Raw genomic sequence first — 18,497 nt, forward strand, 5'->3', positions numbered from 1 at the left:
AAGAACCGCTCGCCTGCGAGCGTTAGGAGCGCACATGATCCGTGATACCGAAACCCTGCAGATGCTGTTGGATTCCCTTCGTCAGTTTGTCGGCGAAGTGCTGATCCCCCGTGAAAACGAGGTGGCTGAGACCGACGCGATTCCCCAGGACATCGTCGAGCAGATGCAGGCCATGGGCCTGTTTGGCCTGACACTGCCGGAAGCGTTTGGCGGGCTGGGCGTCACGATGGAGGAAGAGGTGAACATCGCCTTCGAGCTGGGGCGCACCTCCCCGGCGTTTCGCTCCTACATCGGCACCAACAACGGGATCGGTTCCATCGGCATTCTGCTCGATGGCACTGAAGAGCAGAAACAACACTACCTGCCCAAGCTCGCCAGCGGTGAGCTGCTCAGTTCCTTCTGCCTGACCGAGCCCGATGCAGGATCGGATGCCGCCTCGCTCAAAACCACCGCCGTGCGCGACGGTGACAGTTACATCCTCAACGGCACCAAGCGCTTCATCACCAACGCCCCGCACGCTGGCATCTATACGGTGATGGCGCGCACCAGCACTGACATCAAAGGCGCAGGCGGTATCAGCGCATTCATTGTCGAGCGCGGCACACCGGGCGTGTCCCTGGGCAAGCCCGACCACAAAATGGGCCACAAAGGCGCGCATACCTGCGACGTGATCTTCGAAAATGCCCGAGTACCTGCCAGCCAACTGATCGGCGGTGTCGAAGGCGTGGGCTTCAAGACCGCGATGAAAGTCCTCGACAAGGGTCGTCTGCATATCGCGGCATTGAGTGTCGGTGCGGCTGAGCGGATGCTTGATGATGCTCTGCGCTACGCACTGGAACGTAAACAGTTCGGCCAGCCCATCGCCGAATTTCAATTGATCCAGGCGATGCTGGCCGACAGCAAGGCGGAAATCTACGCCAGCCGCTGCATGGTGCTCGATGCTGCACGCAAGCGCGACGACGGCCGTAACGTCAGCACCGAAGCCTCCTGCGCGAAAATGTTCTCGACCGAAATGTGCGGCCGCGTCGCCGACCGTTGCGTGCAGATCCACGGTGGCGCCGGCTATGTCAGCGAATACGCGATCGAGCGTTTCTACCGGGATGTGCGCCTGTTCCGCATCTACGAGGGCACCACCCAGATCCAGCAGATCGTCATTGCGCGAAACATGATCCGCGACGCTCAACGCTAGATCAGCGCGCAACACTCAACTCTAGTCCCACCCCATAAATACAATAAAGGTAACTCCATGGACGCTGCTGCTCAGGCAAGTGCGACTGCCCACGCCAAATCCAGCACTTGGGTGCTGGTGTTCATTTTTTGCTTTCTCGGATTATTGATCGACGGCGCCGACTTGATGCTGCTGTCCTACAGCCTCAATAGCCTGAAGACTGAATTCGGTCTGACTAACGTCGAAGCCGGCAGCCTGGGTAGTTTCACCCTGGCGGGAATGGCGATCGGCGGCATCTACGGCGGCTGGACCTGCGATCGCTTTGGCCGGGTGAAAACCGTGGTCTGGAGTATTTTGCTGTTCTCGGTCGGCACTGCCGCCTTAGGCCTGACCCACAGTTACTGGCAGTTCGCGCTGATCCGGTTCCTGGCCTCGCTGGGCATCGGCGCGCTGTACGTGGCGTGCAACACGCTGATGTCCGAATACGTGCCCATCCGCTACCGCACCACGGTACTCGGCACCCTGCAGGCCGGCTGGTCGGTGGGCTACATCGTCGCGACCCTGCTGGCCGGTTGGATATTGCCGATTCATGGCTGGCGCTGGCTGTTCTACATCGCAATTATCCCGGTAATTCTGGCGTTAGTGATGCAGCGTTTCGTGCCCGAACCCCAAGCGTGGATCAACGCCCAGGCCGAGCGCGCCAAGCAAAAACTCGCTGGCCTGCGCAGCGGCTCGACTGAGAGGCGCGACAGTATGTACAAACAGATTTTCGGCGATCCGCAGGCGCAGCGGATGTTCATCTGCTGGGCGCTGACCGCCGGTTTTCTGCAGTTCGGCTACTACGGGGTGAACAACTGGATGCCGACCTACCTGGAAAGCGAACTGGGCATGAACCTCAAGTCCATGACCGGCTACATGGTCGGCACTTATACCGCCATGATCCTCGGCAAGATTCTCGCGGGGATGGCGGCCGACCGTATCGGCCGCCGTACCGTGTTCGCCTTTGGCGCACTGGGGACGGCGGTGTTTCTGCCGGTGATCGTGTCGTTCCAAAGCCAGGACAACATCCTGTGGATGCTGGTCGTGTTCGGCTTTCTGTATGGGATTCCGTATGGCGTCAATGCGACCTACATGACCGAAAGTTTCGAGGCCAAGCTACGCGGCTCCGCGGTGGGTGGTGCTTACAACATCGGTCGTCTGGGGGCCGCAGTGGCGCCTGCCACGATTGGCTTCCTGGCGTCCCATGGCTCGATCGGCGTGGGCTTTCTCGTGATGGGTGCGGCGTACTTCATTTGCGGCGTGATTCCGGCGCTGTTTATCCGCGACAAGCAATTCGATCCACAAAAGCAATAGAACCGGTAACTCAACAGTTCAGCAGCAGTCTGTCGGAGCTCCTTACCCGACTGACCGCTGCTATTGAAGATGTTCAAGAGACGTCAATTTTTTTTCAAGTCTGTTTGAACCGCCATATTCCCCGCAACAAACTTCGACCATTTGGCCCGGATATTTCCGACATTTTCGAAAACTTATCCTTCCTACTCGTTTTGACTAGGGTGAAAAAAACGCCTTGAAGAAGCCTGTCGCGACCGACAGCTATCGGCCAATACCGCCGATAACATTCGACAGAAATGAAACCCAAAAAATGGCCCATGTCAAGCCCTGACACAACCGACCCGATAACCGGAAGTCTATATGAGACGCTGGTTTAGCTGCATTTAGGACGGCTTTGCGGGAGCGCAGCATTTTGGGCCAGGAGCCAAATAAGAGCCTTGCAAAAGAAGGCACACCTCGCCGCAGAAGTACTGCCAATACGGGTTCTCGACCCAGGTGTTGACGACGGCTTCGTCGGAGGCGTTGAAGGTGTGCTGCAGGTAGAGCTAGCCGGCAACCAGTCGAGACGCCAGGGCCGGACGCCCACGGCGGGAAGTGAAGGGTTCAGTGAAGGTGCGCTCGATCTCTAACCAGTCGATCAGGCCCGCCAAACGTACCAACGCGTGACGCATGTTGATCTGCTGATCCAGGCGCGAGCGGAACAGATCCTCGCTCTCGGGCACAACTGGCTTGGGTCTCATGGACAAACCTCGTCAGAAATTGCAGGGAAACGGCGTTCTACGCCGTATTGCCCTGCAAATTGCGCACCAGCGAAATCGAGAAATCTAAGGAAACTCCGAACAAGTTGCCCATCAGCCGGAAATGGACGGCTTGGGGATGCCGAAAAGCCCGATTTTCAGCCGCTGATTATTGGATAACCAAGGCACAGCCTTGGTTTTTGCCTTCACGGACGCACCTCTCCCGCAGCAGGCAATAATTGCCGGCGCACCATCCACAGATTCGACAGGGCAAACAGCGTGGTCAGTTGCGCCGTGTTTTTGGCCAAGCCACGGAAGCGGGTTTTCACATAGCCGAATTGGCGCTTGATCACACGGAATGGATGTTCGACCTTCGCTCGTGCCTGCGCTTTGACCTTCTCGATCTTGCGTCTGGCTTTGTAGAGCACGCTGCGTTTGCTCAAGTGCTTGTAGGTGCTACGACGAGCCGCAATCTGCCAGATCACCGGCCTTCCTTCATGCTCCGGCCGCTTCTCCACGCCGGTATAACCCGCGTCGGCACAGATAACATTTTCATCGCCATGCAACAGCTGAGCGACCTCCGTTACATCGGCCACATTCGCCGCTGTGCCGTGGACGTGGTGCACCAGACCCGACTCGGCATCTGCACCGATATGCGCCTTCATGCCAAAGAAATATTGGTTACCTTTCTTCGTCTGATGCATCTCGGGATCGCGTTTGCCTTCCTTGTTCTTGGTCGAACTGGGTGCGTGGATGATGGTGGCGTCGACAATGGTGCCCTGGCGCAACGACAGGCCCTTGTCTCGCAGGTAATTGTTGATGGTTTCCAGAATACCCGCCGCCAACTGATGCTTCTCCAGCAGGTGCCGGAAATTCATGATTGTCGTGTCTTCGGGGATCGGAGCGCTGAGCGTCAGACGAGCAAACTGGCGTATCGAAGTGATCTCGTACAGCGCCTCTTCCATGGCTGGATCGCTCAACGAGAACCAGTTCTGCAGCAGGTGAATACGCGCATGGTGTCCAGTGGGTACGGCTTGCGACCACCGCCGGCCTTTGGGTAATGCGGCTCGATCAATGCCACCAAACCGCTCCATGGCACCACCTGTTCCATCTCGGCCAGGAAACGCTCGCGACGGGTTTGCTTGCGCTTACCGGCGTACTCGAAATCGGAAAAGCTCATCTGACTCATGGGATGGTGGGCTTGTAGAGGGCAGTTGGACGGAGGGCTATTTCAGCACAGCTCAGATGGCCTGTGCTGACTTGATCGGAGAATCCCTAAAGGTGCATCAAGGACTTGGGAGTTCTTCAGGCCGGACTATTTAGGCTGTCGGCTTTTAATGCATATCTTCGATAAATGATCGAATGGCATCCAACACTTCTTTTTCCTGTTCTCGATGAGGGACATGCCCGCATTTAGACAGGCACTCGAAACGCACCGGAACTTCGGCTAACGCAACAATTCTTTTTGGATGCCTACTACTTCCGTATTCGTCATTTTCCCCGTGGATAGCGAGAATTGGGCAGCGAACTAGCGGCAAATCTTCATCAAGACACCATTGAGAAAATTCGGGCAAATGCCATGTATTAACCCAGGCATCTAGAACCCATTTCGCCTTGCTGCCGTGGTGCTTCTCAAGACGCTTCATTTGACTGGGATCTGAAAACGAATCCCTAGCAACAAGGATTCCATCCAGCGTTCGGTCTTCAACAAACGACTGTGCGGATTCGGTTATTATGGCCTGGCATTGGTCAGGGTATGCTCGTGCTATTGACACGGCCATGCCACCACCAACACTATGTCCAAATACGATGAATCGACCTATGGAGAGCTGCTCAATAACCGCAGAAAAGCTCTCTTTGGCTTCATCTGATATGAAGCTGGCACCTAATAACCCAGGGTGCGGGTCGGACTTTCCAAAACCCAGGCGATCATAGGCAATAACCGGATGCCCTGTGGCATCAGCCAACCTCATGGGGAAATCCCGCCATTGCTGGGTGCTTCCCAGCGAGTCGTGTAGCAACACGATTGGTGGCTGATTTTGCGTTATCTGTGGGCCAGGCCAAGACTTAGCATAGAGATTTCCACGATTTGTCTTTACCCACACTTCCATGCAAGATTGGTTAGTTTTTTTTGTCATGATTTAGTCTCCCATGAGTCTCTTACTTCCAATTTTTTCCAGTAGATCATGGCCGGCTAAACCAGTGAATACCTTGATATGCCAAGCACCGGTGAGATGCTGACAACCGACAAAAGCGTTGAAACAAGGATAACTTCCGATGAAATCCTTGCCTCTCGCCTGTAGTAATTGGCCTGCATGAACGAAGCTGTCCCACTAGGTAGCAGTGTATCGACCAATGTTTTGCCCTCCCGCTATGGTCTTGGCGCTTTTGCGCCCAGGGCCAGGGTGCGGGCTTCAATAGCTGTAATCACTGACACCATATCCAAGCGTCCATGTCCCTGCGCGACACTTTCGCCGTACAGAGCACGACTGAGATCAAGCAAAGGCGAGGCAATACCTGCCTCTCGGGCCGCGGCAGCGATCAAGCTGGTACTATTGTAGGCGTCGGATGTTGCTGCTTGAACAGCGAAGTCGCGGGTAATGAACTTCGGGAGTTTGACCCGAGTGAAATCACAGTCCATCGGACCAGCATCAATTGTCTGCTTCAGCTTGGAAAGATCCAACCCATGCTGATCAGCGAAATGCACGGCCTCGGCCAAGCCGGCCAGCATCGTGTTCAAGAACAGATTTACGGTCAGCTTCATCAGCAGCGCGCTACCCACGGGGCCGCAAAGTACGGTTTCGCAGCACATTGGCGCGAGCAGCGGCCGGACTTCCATGATGGTGTCCGGCTCGCCACCGAGCATTGAAACCAGTTGACCCGCTTCGGCCGGTTTGCGCGAACCCGACACTGGCGCTTCAACATACCGCCCGCCCGCCTCGTTGATGGCTGCCGCTAGTTCGCGCGAATATTCCGGCGAATTCGATCCCATCGAAACGACGGTGCGCCCAGTGACCAACGCCGCAAACTCGGGCGTACCACGCCGCAACACAGCATCAAGCGCAGCCTCGTTGACCAGCATGAGGATCACGATGCGCGCATGCTCAAAAACATCTTTGACACTGGCGGCCACGCTTGCGCCCGCAACGCGCAGTGATTCGGTCGCAGCTAGCGATCGGTTCCAGACAATGAGCTGCGTGCCTGCGCGAGCCAAGTTGAGCGCCATAGGTTGCCCCATGACACCCAGCCCGATGAAACCGATGGGATTACTCGAAGGGGATTCAGAGCATTTGACACTATCAATCATCGTTTTGCTTCCCCTTAAAACAGACGATCAAGCCAGCCATGCGGGTCAGGTGCACAGCCGAATTGAATATCTGTCAGCGCCACTTTCAAGCGTTCAGTCACTGGGCCGGCGCTGCCGTTGCCGACGGTGAAACTGTGACGCCGCCCCTTGACCTTTCCGATTGGCGTGACAACTGCGGCGGTTCCGCAAGCGAAGGTTTCACGCAGACGCGCGCTTTGCGCATCACTTTGCCATTGACCGATGGAATAGGGTTCCTCGCGCACGGTATACCCAAGGTCGCGGGCCAGCGTGATGAGGGAATCGCGGGTAATGCCCGGCAGGATGATGCCCGACAGCGGCGGCGTTTGGAAAGAGCCGTCATCGAACACGAAGAAGATGTTCATGCCGCCCAACTCCTCGATCCAACGGCGCTCGACCGCATCCAGGAACACCACCTGATCGCAACCTTCTTGAATCCCTTCTGCCTGTGCAGCCAGCGAGGCCGCATAGTTGCCGCCGCATTTCACTGCGCCCGTGCCACCAGGGGCAGCTCGCGTGAAGTCCTCCGATACCCACAGCGTCACGGCTGCAGCACCGCCCTTGAAGTAGGACGCTACCGGAGAGGCGATTACGCAGTAGGTGTATTCAATGGAGGGTTTGGTGCTGAGCGCGATTTCCGTTCCAATCGTGAAAGGCCGCAAGTAAAGCGAAGCGCCGTCTGATGAGGACGGAATCCAATCCCGCTCGATGCGAACCAACTCCCTTACTGACTCGACGAACACATCCTGCGGCAACGTTGCCATAGCCAACCGTGCGGCAGAGTTGTGGAAGCGATGAGCATTGGCGTCGGGTCGGAACAGCGCGGCTCCGCCGTCGGGTAGGCGATACGCCTTCATGCCCTCGAAAATTTCCAACCCGTAGTGCAAGACCATCGCGGCGGGGTCGGACCCAACACCTTGTGCGGCTCGATTTTTCCGTCGTACCAGCCACGCTCCTTGGAATATTGAATCGTGACCATGTGGTCGGTGAATAGGCGTCCGCATCCGGGATTTTGCACCAGCCGCGTGCGTTCGCTCGCCGGGACTGGATGAGGATTTCGCTCAAGCAGAAAGGTCAGGCCGTCTTGTCTGGTGTGGCTCATGTCAGAGATCCAAAAGGTGCTGTGTGATGGTGAAAACCTGCTATATCGATAGAGACATTTTGAGCCAACTTCCGAGAAATTTTGTTGCGTATTGGCTCATAAAAACTGGATAATTGGCATCTAAAGCCACATTTCCTTATTTTTGTAGAACCACATGCCTTTTCGGTGACTGCGAGCCGCCACGCCCCAAATAAAGGAGTTATTCATGACAGTTCAGTTGGACAAAATCGACCGCCGCATCCTGAATGCCCTTCAGGAAGATGGCCGCCTTCAGAACGTGGAATTGGCGAAAAAGGTCGGCCTCTCGGCTTCACCTTGCCTACGCAGAGTGCGCCTGCTGGAAGAAGCGGGCATCATCGAACGATATGTCGCAATCCTCAATGCCACCAAGGTCGGCGCGGGATTGACGATCTTCACCCGCGTATGGCTCAAAGGGCAGGACGAGAAAACTGTCAACAGCTTCATTGAGGCAATTATCGGTATGCCGCAGGTGACCGAATGCCATCTGATGGCCGGGGACTGTGATTTCCTTCTGCGAGTGGCTGTCGCGAACCTTGACGCCTACCGCCTGTTCCAAATCTCGCAGTTGGGAAAGCTCAAAGAAGTGCAAAGTTTCAAGACCGAGATACCAATGCAGAAGGTGAAGCAGACTTCCAAAATTCTGCTTTGAGACCAGTTACGATCTGAGCTTTACGATGGTTGTCCAAGTGTCAGTTAAGGTCCGGCAGTATCGGCCGCAATGTCCTGGGTGCAAGACCTCTCGATCTCAGTAGTACTTGGCTGAGGCTCAGGGCATCCCATTACACACAGCCATGACCAGCGATGGTCAGGAGCGCACAGCTAAGCGCAGCCAAAGGTCAAAGGGGCCAGTTTTCGGTCAGCGGCAACACGCAATCGTTTTTCTTTCGGCAAACCCTAGAGCGTGTCGTCACGAGAGGCATAGCCAAAGTGCTAGGCAGCGTATCTGTGCGGCAGCGAGGAATGAAGACAGGTTCCCGGCATAGCGCGTGGCAATGCCGCGCCATTGTTTGATATATAAAAAAAGTTTTCGACCAGATAACCGCTCAGTCCACTAGGGCCTGTTCCCGTTTCAGCACCACCACGCTGAGGCCAGTTTTTCCGTAAGGCAAAAGCCGTGATGTTTGACTGGCCAGATGGACCGGAGAGAAACGCAGCATCCCAGCAAACGCCCCCCCTTCGAGTTGTGTTGAAATGGGAACAGGCCTTAGCTCAGATGCAATCTGAACTAGGGTCTGTTCTGTAGCCCAACTTTTTGACCATCGCGCTATGGCCATTAGATACGCGATAGTCTGTGGGTCAGTCATGAACGTAGGGACGGCAAGAGCGCTCGGTAGAGATTTGCCAGGCCTAACCAGGCTGAAGCTACTTCAGGAAGCTCAGATCCAGCGGGTAGTCCAGGATAATCCGAGTTTGATCAAGGTCGTTGGCAACAGCGCCATAATCTCCACTGGTGCGCATCGTTGCATACATCAAGCGCAACGATAGATTCTTCGCTGGCCCGGACTGCACCACATACTTGACCCATAGATCGCGCTCCCACTGCGAACCATCGCGTACTGCTTGGAACCGCGAGTAAGCGCCGCCAGCGTTACGACCGTCGATATCGGTCCCCTTAATGTAGCGAGCCGTGAACGTCAGGCCCGACACACCGAACACGGCGGCGTCCAGATCGTAGCGAGCGCTCCAGGCTTTTTCGTTGGGGCTGTTGAAGTCACTGCCTTGAGAAGCGGCGTCCAGTTCAATATCAAAACTGTTCCAGACATAATCGAAAGGTTGATCGCCATCGATCTGCGTATACGCCAGTTCAAATTTTTGACCTCCCGCCGAATAACCCGCTCGCGTACTCCATGAATCATTACGAATATTACCCAGCAATGCAGCACCGGTTTCACGCGTACGGTAATAGTTGATGCCGGTATTGAATATGCCGCCCATTTTTAACGGCACACGATATTCAATCGATGCAAACTGTTGATTCCAGATATTGTCCAGTTCAGAACCAAACAGCTTAATCTTTACATCCTTGATTCCGGTGTAAATACCACCGTAATAGCTGACAAAGTCACTCCCGCCTTGCCGACCGCCATAAGCCGTACCCAGTTGTCCGCCATGATTGGTCGCTGCACGATCGCTGCTGGAAACAAAACGCCCGGCATTGAGGGTCAGACCTGCGAACGAGCGGTCCGTTACGTTCCAGCCCCTGAGGGTTTGAGGCAACAGACGAATGTCGCCGTACTTGAGCACCGGCGAATCCGGGAATAGGTCGCCGTAAGCCAACTCAGTGTTGGCGATACGCATTTTCAAGGCACCTCCGGCCTTGGAGTATTCGCTTTTCGGGTCGCCCTGATTGTCGCGCGAGACGATGCCGCCATTGCCGATACCATCACCCACCCGCCCCTTGCCACCGTCGAGTTTGAGCGCGCCCATGTAATGCAGGTCCAGCCCGAAACCAACCAGACCTTGAGTAAACCCAGAATTGAACTTGGCCAGCACCCCTTGCGCCCATTCCTGGCGATAACTTTGCCGCTCACCCGCAGGGTTACTGTAACTGCCGCTGCGGTTATCTGCATTCCAGTAAAAATTTCTAAAATTTACCGACGTGGTGCTGCCATCAATAAAACCGTTACTCGGCTCTGCCGCATGAACCATTGCACTTCCCAAGTAGACACCGACACTCGCGACGCCCAATGTAAAAGTTCTGAATAACATGACGCACTCCCTTATTGCCTATGATTAGAGCGGCAGAATGAAGATTTATTGTTATTAACCGGGTATCTTGTGGATCAGGCATAGTTCTACCTGGTCGCTAACTTATGCCACAGCACAAGTCGCACCCTTTTCATGTTTATTTACTTAGCAGCACGCCCAGGCAATGACAGCGGGTCACTGCCTGAACAAATTACGTTTAGCGAGAACCGCTTATGCCATTGAAGAACCTTGAAGCGTTTTCATCGAGAGTCGCAATGTCGTAGCCACCCTCCTGCACTACCACGCACGGCAGCCCCAAATCCTTGATACGTTGCCCCAGCAACCTAAAGCCTTCGTGGGTCACCGAAACCTTGGATTGCGGGTCGTTTTCATAGATATCGAAGCCCAACGAAAGCACCAATACGTCCGGGGCGAACGCACGCAGTGCGACTTCGGCCTGGTCCATACAGGCGAAGAAATCCGCCTCACTGGAACCATGCGCCATCGGCAGATTCAGGTTGAAACCTTCACCGCGCCCCGTACCGGTCTCGTCGTCGAATCCGGCCACCACCGGGTAGAAGTTGGTGGGGTCGCCATGAATCGAGACATACAGTACGTCGTCGCGCTCGTAGAAAATCTCCTGGATGCCCTGACCGTGATGCATGTCGGTGTCCAAGATCGCGACCTTGCCGAACCTGCTTCTCAACTCCTGAGCTGCAATAGCGGCGTTATTCAGGAAGCAGAAACCACCCGCGCCTTCTTCACGAGCGTGGTGCCCAGGCGGGCGACACAAAGCATAGGCAGCAGGCTCGCCATCAATCACCGCCCGGGCGGCGGCAACCGCACTTTGCGCCGACCAGTAGGCCGCCTGCCAAGTGTGTGCGCCAATCGGGCAACTGCCATCAGCCAGATAGCGGGCGGTCTTACCGAGGATGCCGCGCAACGGGTTGCCTTCGCGAATGTAGATATTGGACATCACTTCATCGCCCCAATCGTCCGGCACTTCATGCCATTGCTGGTAAGCAGTGCTCAGATAGTCCAGGTAAGCAAGGCTGTGCACTGCCGCCAGCGGTTTCTGGCCGTAATCGTCTGGTTCAATCAGCGGGTAGCCCAACTGCTGGACAACCGCAAGCAACGGATCTACGCGGGCCGGCAGTTCCTGCGGCTCGCGCATTTGCCCGCGTGACAGGTACGAACGTGGATGGTGTAGGCGTTGAGCTGGATGGAAAAACGTTTTCATTGATGACCTCTTGCAAAGGCAACTCATACGGAGCGTGTCTCGCCAGTTGGCGATGTCATGTGCTCACAGCGATTAATAATCTGCCCCGTCAATAACCCAGGGTGGGATCGATCGGGTTGTTCAATGCCAACCCCGTTTCCAGACGTGCGACGTTGTCGGCGACCTGTTGGGCGATGCAGGCGTCTGACGCAACAGATGCCATGTGCGGTGTTACCCAGACACCAAGCGTTTCCCACAATGGCGAATCAGCGGGCAGAGGCTCCTGCTCGAATACATCCAGCAACGCGCCCCGCAGGTGTCCACCCGCTAGCGCCTCTCGTAGATCCTGCTGGTTGACGTGCTGGCCACGGCCGCAATTGATCAGCGCAGCGCCTTTGGCCATACGTTGGAACACTTCATGTCCCAGCAAACCCTGGGTGGCGGCGGTCAGCGGTAGCAGGTTGACCAACACGTCTAGGTCTTCCAGAAATACGTGCAGCGAAGTCTGCCCCCCGAACGTCGTCACGCCATTGATTCCCCGTGGTGTACGCGCCCAACCGCGCACGTCATAACCTGCCTCGGCCAGACGCACAGCCACGGGAGCACCAATTGCCCCCAAGCCCATCACGCCAACTTTGAAGTCCTGCGCCCGCCGCTGTTCCGGCCGCCTCCAGCGTTGTGTGATGTTGCCGGTGATGACCTGATCGAAACCACGGTGAAAGTGCAGCACGCCCCAGTGCACGTACTCACTCATGCCTTGGATGTGATCGGGATCGACCACCCGACACACCGGCACCAACGCATCACGCGACGTGTCCTGGGCCAGATGATCGACGCCCGAACCAATTGAATGCACCAGACGTAACTGCGGCAAAGCGCCAAGGCTACCCGCCGGAGGGAACCAACACACCGCCACCTGCGCCTGCTGCGCACCTTCATCATCCGGGCGTAGCACTCGCAAATGTGGCGCATGCTGGGTAAACAGCGCAGCTAGCCAATCGGTCAGCGCAGGATCCTGACACAGCAATACGAGACTGGTCATGGTCAACGGCACCAGTCAGCGCGTTGCTCGTCAATCAGACTGAGCGCCGCCTTCCAGGCCATGCCAATGATGCCGTCGATACCGTCGCGGCCAAATTGCGCGGCGGTATGTCGGCATACCTCTTCACTGGGAATATTCAAAGCCACACCCGCCGACATCGCCTGAATCTGCGCTTGGCAGGCACGCTCCAGAAAGTAAATTTCGTGGAACGCCGCCGCCACGCTACCACCGGCCGCTAGCAAACCATGGTTACGCAAGATCATCGCCTTGTGCGAACCTAGGTCAGCGACCAGGCGCTCGCGCTCTTGCAACGACAGCGCAATACCTTCGTAGGCGTGATAAGCCAAGTTCCCATAGAACTTCAGCGCATGCTGGGTCAGCGGCAGTAAACCATCGCGTTGAGCCGCCACCGCCATACCTGCTGCAGTATGGGTGTGAATAATGCAATGCAGGTCCGGGCGTGCTTTGTGAATCGCCGAATGAATAACGAACCCGGCAACGTTCACATCCCCGCCGTTGTAACTGCTGTCGACCACCTTGCCGTCCAGATCGATCAGCACCAGATCACTGGCACGCATCTTTTCAAAGGCCACACCATAACGATTGATCAAAAAATGACGGTCCGGCCCTGGTACGCGTAAGGTAATGTGCGTGTCAATCAGGTCAGTCATACGGTAATAGGCTACCAATCGATACAACGCTGCAAGGTCACAACGCGATTGCCATTCGCTATCCGACATAGCTACTGAGTTAGTCATTAAGCGACTCCGTCTGAAGAAGATAGTGCGACAGTCTTTGAAGCTGTCTCACGTAGATGAGCAAGCCCCGTGACACCGATCAACGACATCAAGGCGAGGAAGCTGAAGAACATCGCTAACGGCCACCACTGACCTGCAAAGTGGCCCGCTAGGAAAGTACCCAACATAGGCGTGGTGCCACCGGTCACAGCACTACCCAATTGATAAGAAATCGAGATGCCGGAGTAACGCACACGAGCGGGGAATGCTTCAGCCATATAACCAGCAATAACTGCATACAAGGCTGCTAGCAGCACTACGGCCAAGGCAATACCGGCAGTCATGTAGAAAAGATTGCCTGTCTGCACCAGCATAAACATAGGGTACGGCACCAAAATACAAAGCGAAGCCACCCACTTCAGAAAACGCCCCTCACCTACGCGCTCAGCTAGAAGGGCAGAACAGGGTTGGGAGAGGAATTGCAAAACAGTGACTACGAACAAGCAGTCCAAGATCGTAGTCTTGGAAATGCTCAGATACTGTGTGACATACGTAATCATGAAAGTGTTGGTGAAAAAGAAACCGGCCGAACCAATCGTTACCGCCAACGCAGCGAAAAGAATGTTTCTCCAACTATTGCGAATGACCTCCGACACTGGGCGTTTTGAGGTTTGATCGCTTTCCTTGACCTCGGCGAACTCCGGTGACTCCGGCACACCAAAACGAATGGCCAGCCCGACAATCATCAGCACGCCGCTCATCAGGAATGGAATGCGCCACCCCCAGCTCATCAAAACATCGTGCTCCATCTCACTGATACAGCGGAACGCAATCAATGCCAGCAGTAACCCAGCAGGACTACCCCACTGTGCGAATGAAGCGAAGAACACCTTCCGTCCCTTGGGTGCGTGTTCACTGGCCATGAGTACAGCACCGCCCCACTCACCACCGACTGAAATACCCTGCAATAAACGCAAAAAGATCAGCCCAGCAGGTCCCCAAATGCCCGCTTGAGCGTAGGTGGGTAGTAGACCTATACAACTAGTCGCGATCCCCATCAGAGCCATGGTGACAAGGAGCATCTTCTTGCGCCCGAGCCGATCACCAAGATGCCCGAAAACCATACCTGCGAAAGGACGCGCTATGAAACCGACCGCAAAGCTACCGAAGGCGGCCATCGTGCTCAGTGTTGGATTATCACTGGGGAAGAACAACTGCCCCAGCACTAGAGCCGCTGCGAAGGCGTAGATATAGAAGTCATAGAATTCAATGGTGGTGCCGATAAAGGCCGCCGCCGCCGCACGTCGTGGCGTTGAAGTATTGCTCGTCATCGGGGGCTCCTGGGAGATTGTGAAATTTTTGGCAGGAGTAAGGTAGTGTTCTGCACTGAAACCGATCGCACTCTAGCGGTGCGTGGCTAGATCATGCGTCAACACCTATGTTACAAAAAGCTTCTAATCTAAATACTCCAGTATAAGCACAGGAAATAATGACAACTCGAGTGGTCACACCAGTTAGAAACCCTGAAGCCAAGCGTTTTCTCAACGACCGCCTGGACTGGAATCTGCTGCGCACATTCTTGGTAATCGGCCAGGAAGGCAGTATCAGCCGGGCAGCCGCACGCCTTCATTTGAGTCAGCCGGCCATCAGTCAAGCCTTGAGAAGGCTTGAGGAACAGTTGGAGGTTTCATTGGTGGTACGCAAGGGACCACGCATCAGCCTGTCCAAAACAGGTGAAGAAGTCATGCATATCGCTGCCGAGCTTTACGGAACCGTGTCACGTTTGGGACCAGCCCTCGATACGCCCGTCGAAACGATAATAGGCAAAGTACGCATTCTGACCATCAGCCGAATACAATCGCGTTGCTACGACGAATTTCTGGCACGATTTCACGATGAGTACCCGCAGGTGGAGCTCGAAGTTGATGTTTTGCGAAGTTCCGACGTAATCAGCGCACTGTTGCAAAAAACCGCATCGTTCGGCTTGAGCCTATGTCGCACCCCACAACCCCGGCTTGAGCAACGAGTTATCCTACAGCAGCGATACGCCTTTTTCTGTGGCAGGCGACACCGATTGTTCGGTCGAGACAACCTCGCTCTAGCAGACTTGCGGAGCGAGAACTTCGTCAGTTTCACCAGTGACCAGTTAGGTGGGAACCTGTCCCCTCTCACCGTGTTCCGTGATCAGCAGGACTTCACCGGACGCATCGTCGCCTCCTCCACAAGCCTGGACGAAATCCTCCGCCTAGTTGACTCTGGTTACGGCATTGGCTGTCTTCCAGAACATATTCTCGCTACTGACGTGCAAGCAGGAAAATTCTGGCGTCTACCACCGTGGGACGGTGTAATTGACGTAAATGTCTATCTGTTATGGAACCGAGAACAGAAACAAACCCAAGCGGAAGCGATCTTCCTGGAGAGTTTCCAACAAATGCTTGCAACTACTGACTTGACTGACAGATTTTAAGGCTTTTCCATTTATCAATAGCTTCACTAAGGCCTGTTCTTTCTCAGTCCATCCTGTCCTCAAATATAGCCACATCAAACGCTAAGGTTGCCAATGTCGCTAGAACTACAGGAGTTATTGATTTCCTTCGCGGCGAGGGCATGTGCATCCGTGCCTAGCTGGACAGACATGGAAATGCTTCTGTGGAACAGAAATCGTCCACGTGAATTATGATTATGATGCGGCCTATACCTACTGGAAAGGCCGCGATAAAACACTTGGTAATAAAGTCCATCCTGCGCTCAACCTGATACTCACCTAAGATCCGTCAGCTGACTCTAGCCACTCCATATCGAAGTAAGCATTGGCGTAGGCTTTCTTCTCTAAGACGGATGAGAGTGAGCAGCAAGTGGGCTCATTATTCAACGTCGAGGACCCTATTGGCACGGGCCTGAAGCCTCCATCAGACAGAAAGGCTGCCTACGTCACGTTGCGGCTTTTAGGCATACGGGGTGAGCGACAAGTGACAGATAGCTTGATGCACCACCAAACAACTCATCGTGTCAGTTCGCTTTAGCCACCCAGGCGTTGAAGCGCTGCTCAAGCTCTTCACCGTGGTTAACCCAGAATTCACTGTCGATCGGCATCGCCTGCGCTAGGTTGTCCGGGGCAGTGTTAAGCCGAGCGGCCAAGGCAGGGTCAAGCAAGGCTGCTGTTCGCTCGTTGGTTGAACCGTAACCGAGCTTTTCAGTGTGAATCTTCTGGTTTTCCGGGCGCAGGGAAAACGCGATGAACTGCTCGGCCAGACTTTTATTTTTACTTCCCTTCGGAATCGCCCATGAGTCGATGGCATAGATGCTCCCCTTCCACACGACCTGAACATGGGCGCCCGATTCCTGTGCCGCGAATACCCTGCCATTGAACGCGGTGCTCATGACCACATCGCCACTGGCAAGGAACTGCATTGGCTGCGCACCGGCCTCCCACCATTGAATGTCTGGTTTAATCTGGTCCAGCTTATGGAACGCTCGCTCAACCCCCTCTTTAGTAGCCAACACTTTATAGATGTCCTCATAGGACACTCCATCGGCCATCAATGCCGCTTCCAGCGTGTATTTGGCCCCTTTCCTCAGGCTGCGCTTGCCAGGAAATTTCTGCACATCCCAGAAATCGTTCCAACCGGTGGGGGCGACCTTGAATTTGTCGGTGTTGTAAGCCAGAGCCATCGACCACACCAACAGACCGGCACCGCATTCCGAGAAGGTTCCCGGCACGAAGTCTGAAGGACTGCCAAACCGGGAGGCGTCTAGATGTTCAAACAATCCCTCGTCACAGCCACGAATCAGCTCCGGCCCTTCAACTTGCACGGCATCCCAATTGACACTGTTGGTGTCGACCATGACTTTGATACGGCCCATTTCACCATTGTACTCACCTGCCACCACCTTGCTGCCAGTGGCCTTTACGAAGGGCTTGTAGAAGGCCTCCGACTGTACGTCCTTACTCACGCCACCAAAGGATATAACGGTCATTTCGCCCGCCATCGCACTCGATGCAAGAGCGCTGAGCAACGAGACCGCAATTGCTTTAATTTTCATGTCTACCTCTGGGATTATTGGTTTTGGCAGATTTGAAATACACGCCAATCAGTGTTCGGGACGATCACTGACTGCAGACCCAAGCCTCACACGGGAGAAACCTGGGTCATTGACACTTGTTATTGGCAACGGCCTGAACGGCAGTTGTCCTTCAGCTCCGGTAGTCCAGTGGATCACCGGCAATCAACCGCAATGCGGAAGTCCAGGCCAACTGATGGAATTGTTGGTCAATCTCGTCGTCAGACTGCTGTGCGGTCAAATTGCAGACGGCCTCCGATGGAATTCTCAATGGTCGGTTGCCGGACAACGCCTGAATCTGAGCCTGACAGGCACGCTCCAGAAAATAGATCTGATTAAACGCCTCGGCGATAGAGCGGCCGGCGGCGAGCAGACCATGATTTCGCAGGATCATCGCCATGTGCGGCCCGAGGTCGCGAACCAGTCGGGCGCCCTCCTCTGGATTCAACGCGATGCCCTCGTAGTCGTGATAACCGAGCCGTTGGTAAAACTTCAGTGCGTGCTGGCTGACCGGAAGCAACCCCTGCTCCTGTGCTGATACGGCAATTCCCGCCGACGTATGGGTATGCACGACACAAGCTACATCCGGGCGTGCGGCGTGAATGGCCGAATGGATATTGAAACCCGCACGATTGATACTCTCGGGGCTGAAATGCTCGTCCACGGCATTGCCCTTGTGATCGATCTTGATCAGATCGGAAGCACGCATTTCATGAAACAGCACTCCGTAACGGTTAATCAGAAAGTGCCCCTCTTCGCCTGGCACTCGCGCAGAGATGTGGGTATCGATGAGATCCGTCATGCGAAAGTGTGCTAGCAGCCGATAAAGGGCAGCCAGATCGCATCGGGTTCGCCATTCCTCGCTAGAGACCCCATCTGGGTCGATTGGATAGCTGATATCGTGCATTACGCATCCTTGTTCATGGTATGTTTTTGGGTGCAAAAGCGCGCCGGCAATGAGGTGATCTTGCCTTCTCTTCCCCCTGCCCACCATGAACAAAACATGCACCGAGACTCCATCGCTGTTCTGGTCTTTTTGCCGGTACAGTCACTGAAGAACACCA

Annotated in this window: 14 protein-coding genes and 3 pseudogenes; 4 read left to right on the forward strand and 13 right to left on the reverse strand. The window is 55.1% G+C overall.

What is annotated here, in order from left to right; all coding sequences use genetic code 11:
- Positions 1–34 precede the first annotated feature (34 nt).
- Both ACHPFG_RS20850 and ACHPFG_RS20855 read left to right on the forward strand, forming a co-directional pair.
- A complete protein-coding gene (locus tag ACHPFG_RS20850; protein WP_058822687.1) occupies positions 35–1,189 on the forward strand; it encodes an acyl-CoA dehydrogenase family protein in 1,155 nt (384 codons plus the stop codon).
- A gap of 57 nt (positions 1,190–1,246) precedes the next feature.
- Complete coding sequence (locus ACHPFG_RS20855; RefSeq protein WP_321848102.1) at positions 1,247–2,521, forward strand: MFS transporter; 1,275 nt, start codon at positions 1,247–1,249, stop codon at positions 2,519–2,521.
- A gap of 434 nt (positions 2,522–2,955) precedes the next feature.
- On the opposite strand, the pseudogene ACHPFG_RS20860 reads toward ACHPFG_RS20855, so the two are convergent.
- The 5 genes and pseudogenes from ACHPFG_RS20860 to ACHPFG_RS20880 all read right to left on the reverse strand — a co-directional run.
- Positions 2,956–3,240, reverse strand: a pseudogene (locus ACHPFG_RS20860) (transposase); the annotation flags it as partial.
- Positions 3,241–3,443: 203 nt separating this feature from the next.
- Positions 3,444–4,426, reverse strand: a pseudogene (locus ACHPFG_RS20865) (IS5 family transposase).
- A gap of 145 nt (positions 4,427–4,571) precedes the next feature.
- Positions 4,572–5,375 (reverse strand): alpha/beta fold hydrolase, encoded by an 804-nt coding sequence (locus ACHPFG_RS20870; RefSeq protein WP_431700315.1) that lies wholly within the window; start codon positions 5,373–5,375, stop codon positions 4,572–4,574.
- Positions 5,376–5,608: 233 nt separating this feature from the next.
- Complete coding sequence (locus ACHPFG_RS20875) at positions 5,609–6,544, reverse strand: NAD(P)-dependent oxidoreductase (RefSeq protein WP_431700316.1); 936 nt, start codon at positions 6,542–6,544, stop codon at positions 5,609–5,611.
- 14 nt (positions 6,545–6,558) lie between these two features.
- A complete protein-coding gene (locus ACHPFG_RS20880; protein WP_431700317.1) occupies positions 6,559–7,566 on the reverse strand; it encodes a branched-chain amino acid aminotransferase in 1,008 nt (335 codons plus the stop codon).
- 303 nt (positions 7,567–7,869) lie between these two features.
- On the opposite strand from ACHPFG_RS20880, the gene ACHPFG_RS20885 reads away from it, so the two are divergent.
- Positions 7,870–8,334 (forward strand): Lrp/AsnC family transcriptional regulator, encoded by a 465-nt coding sequence (locus ACHPFG_RS20885; RefSeq protein WP_321848110.1) that lies wholly within the window; start codon positions 7,870–7,872, stop codon positions 8,332–8,334.
- Between the two features lie 258 nt (positions 8,335–8,592).
- On the opposite strand, the pseudogene ACHPFG_RS20890 reads toward ACHPFG_RS20885, so the two are convergent.
- The 6 genes and pseudogenes from ACHPFG_RS20890 to ACHPFG_RS20915 all read right to left on the reverse strand — a co-directional run.
- Positions 8,593–8,706: pseudogene (locus ACHPFG_RS20890) on the reverse strand (IS5/IS1182 family transposase); the annotation flags it as partial.
- Positions 8,707–9,047: 341 nt separating this feature from the next.
- Positions 9,048–10,394 (reverse strand): OprD family porin, encoded by a 1,347-nt coding sequence (locus ACHPFG_RS20895; protein WP_321848112.1) that lies wholly within the window; start codon positions 10,392–10,394, stop codon positions 9,048–9,050.
- Positions 10,395–10,590: 196 nt separating this feature from the next.
- On the reverse strand, positions 10,591–11,613 hold the full coding sequence (locus tag ACHPFG_RS20900; RefSeq protein WP_321848114.1) for a histone deacetylase family protein: 1,023 nt from the start codon (positions 11,611–11,613) through the stop codon (positions 10,591–10,593).
- 88 nt (positions 11,614–11,701) lie between these two features.
- A complete protein-coding gene (locus tag ACHPFG_RS20905; RefSeq protein ID WP_431700318.1) occupies positions 11,702–12,634 on the reverse strand; it encodes a 2-hydroxyacid dehydrogenase in 933 nt (310 codons plus the stop codon).
- Positions 12,635–12,636: 2 nt separating this feature from the next.
- The gene (locus ACHPFG_RS20910) at positions 12,637–13,392 is read right to left on the reverse strand and encodes a class II aldolase/adducin family protein (protein WP_321848117.1); all 756 of its coding nucleotides are present in this window, start codon (positions 13,390–13,392) and stop codon (positions 12,637–12,639) included.
- Complete coding sequence (locus ACHPFG_RS20915) at positions 13,392–14,702, reverse strand: MFS transporter (protein WP_431700319.1); 1,311 nt, start codon at positions 14,700–14,702, stop codon at positions 13,392–13,394. The genes ACHPFG_RS20910 and ACHPFG_RS20915 overlap by 1 nt, the downstream gene beginning before the upstream one ends.
- A 158-nt stretch (positions 14,703–14,860) precedes the next feature.
- On the opposite strand from ACHPFG_RS20915, the gene ACHPFG_RS20920 reads away from it, so the two are divergent.
- Positions 14,861–15,838 (forward strand): LysR family transcriptional regulator, encoded by a 978-nt coding sequence (locus ACHPFG_RS20920; RefSeq protein ID WP_321848120.1) that lies wholly within the window; start codon positions 14,861–14,863, stop codon positions 15,836–15,838.
- Positions 15,839–16,380: 542 nt separating this feature from the next.
- On the opposite strand, the gene ACHPFG_RS20925 is transcribed toward ACHPFG_RS20920, so the two are convergent.
- Both ACHPFG_RS20925 and ACHPFG_RS20930 read right to left on the reverse strand, forming a co-directional pair.
- Entirely contained in the window at positions 16,381–17,415 is a 1,035-nt protein-coding gene (locus tag ACHPFG_RS20925; RefSeq protein ID WP_321848123.1) for an ABC transporter substrate-binding protein, read from the reverse strand.
- A 151-nt stretch (positions 17,416–17,566) separates the two neighbouring features.
- On the reverse strand, positions 17,567–18,340 hold the full coding sequence (locus tag ACHPFG_RS20930; RefSeq protein ID WP_321848125.1) for a class II aldolase/adducin family protein: 774 nt from the start codon (positions 18,338–18,340) through the stop codon (positions 17,567–17,569).
- Positions 18,341–18,497: the final 157 nt, after the last annotated feature.

Origin of the sequence: Pseudomonas sp. BR20 (assembly GCF_050780135.1) — a bacterium.
GTDB lineage: Bacteria > Pseudomonadota > Gammaproteobacteria > Pseudomonadales > Pseudomonadaceae > Aquipseudomonas.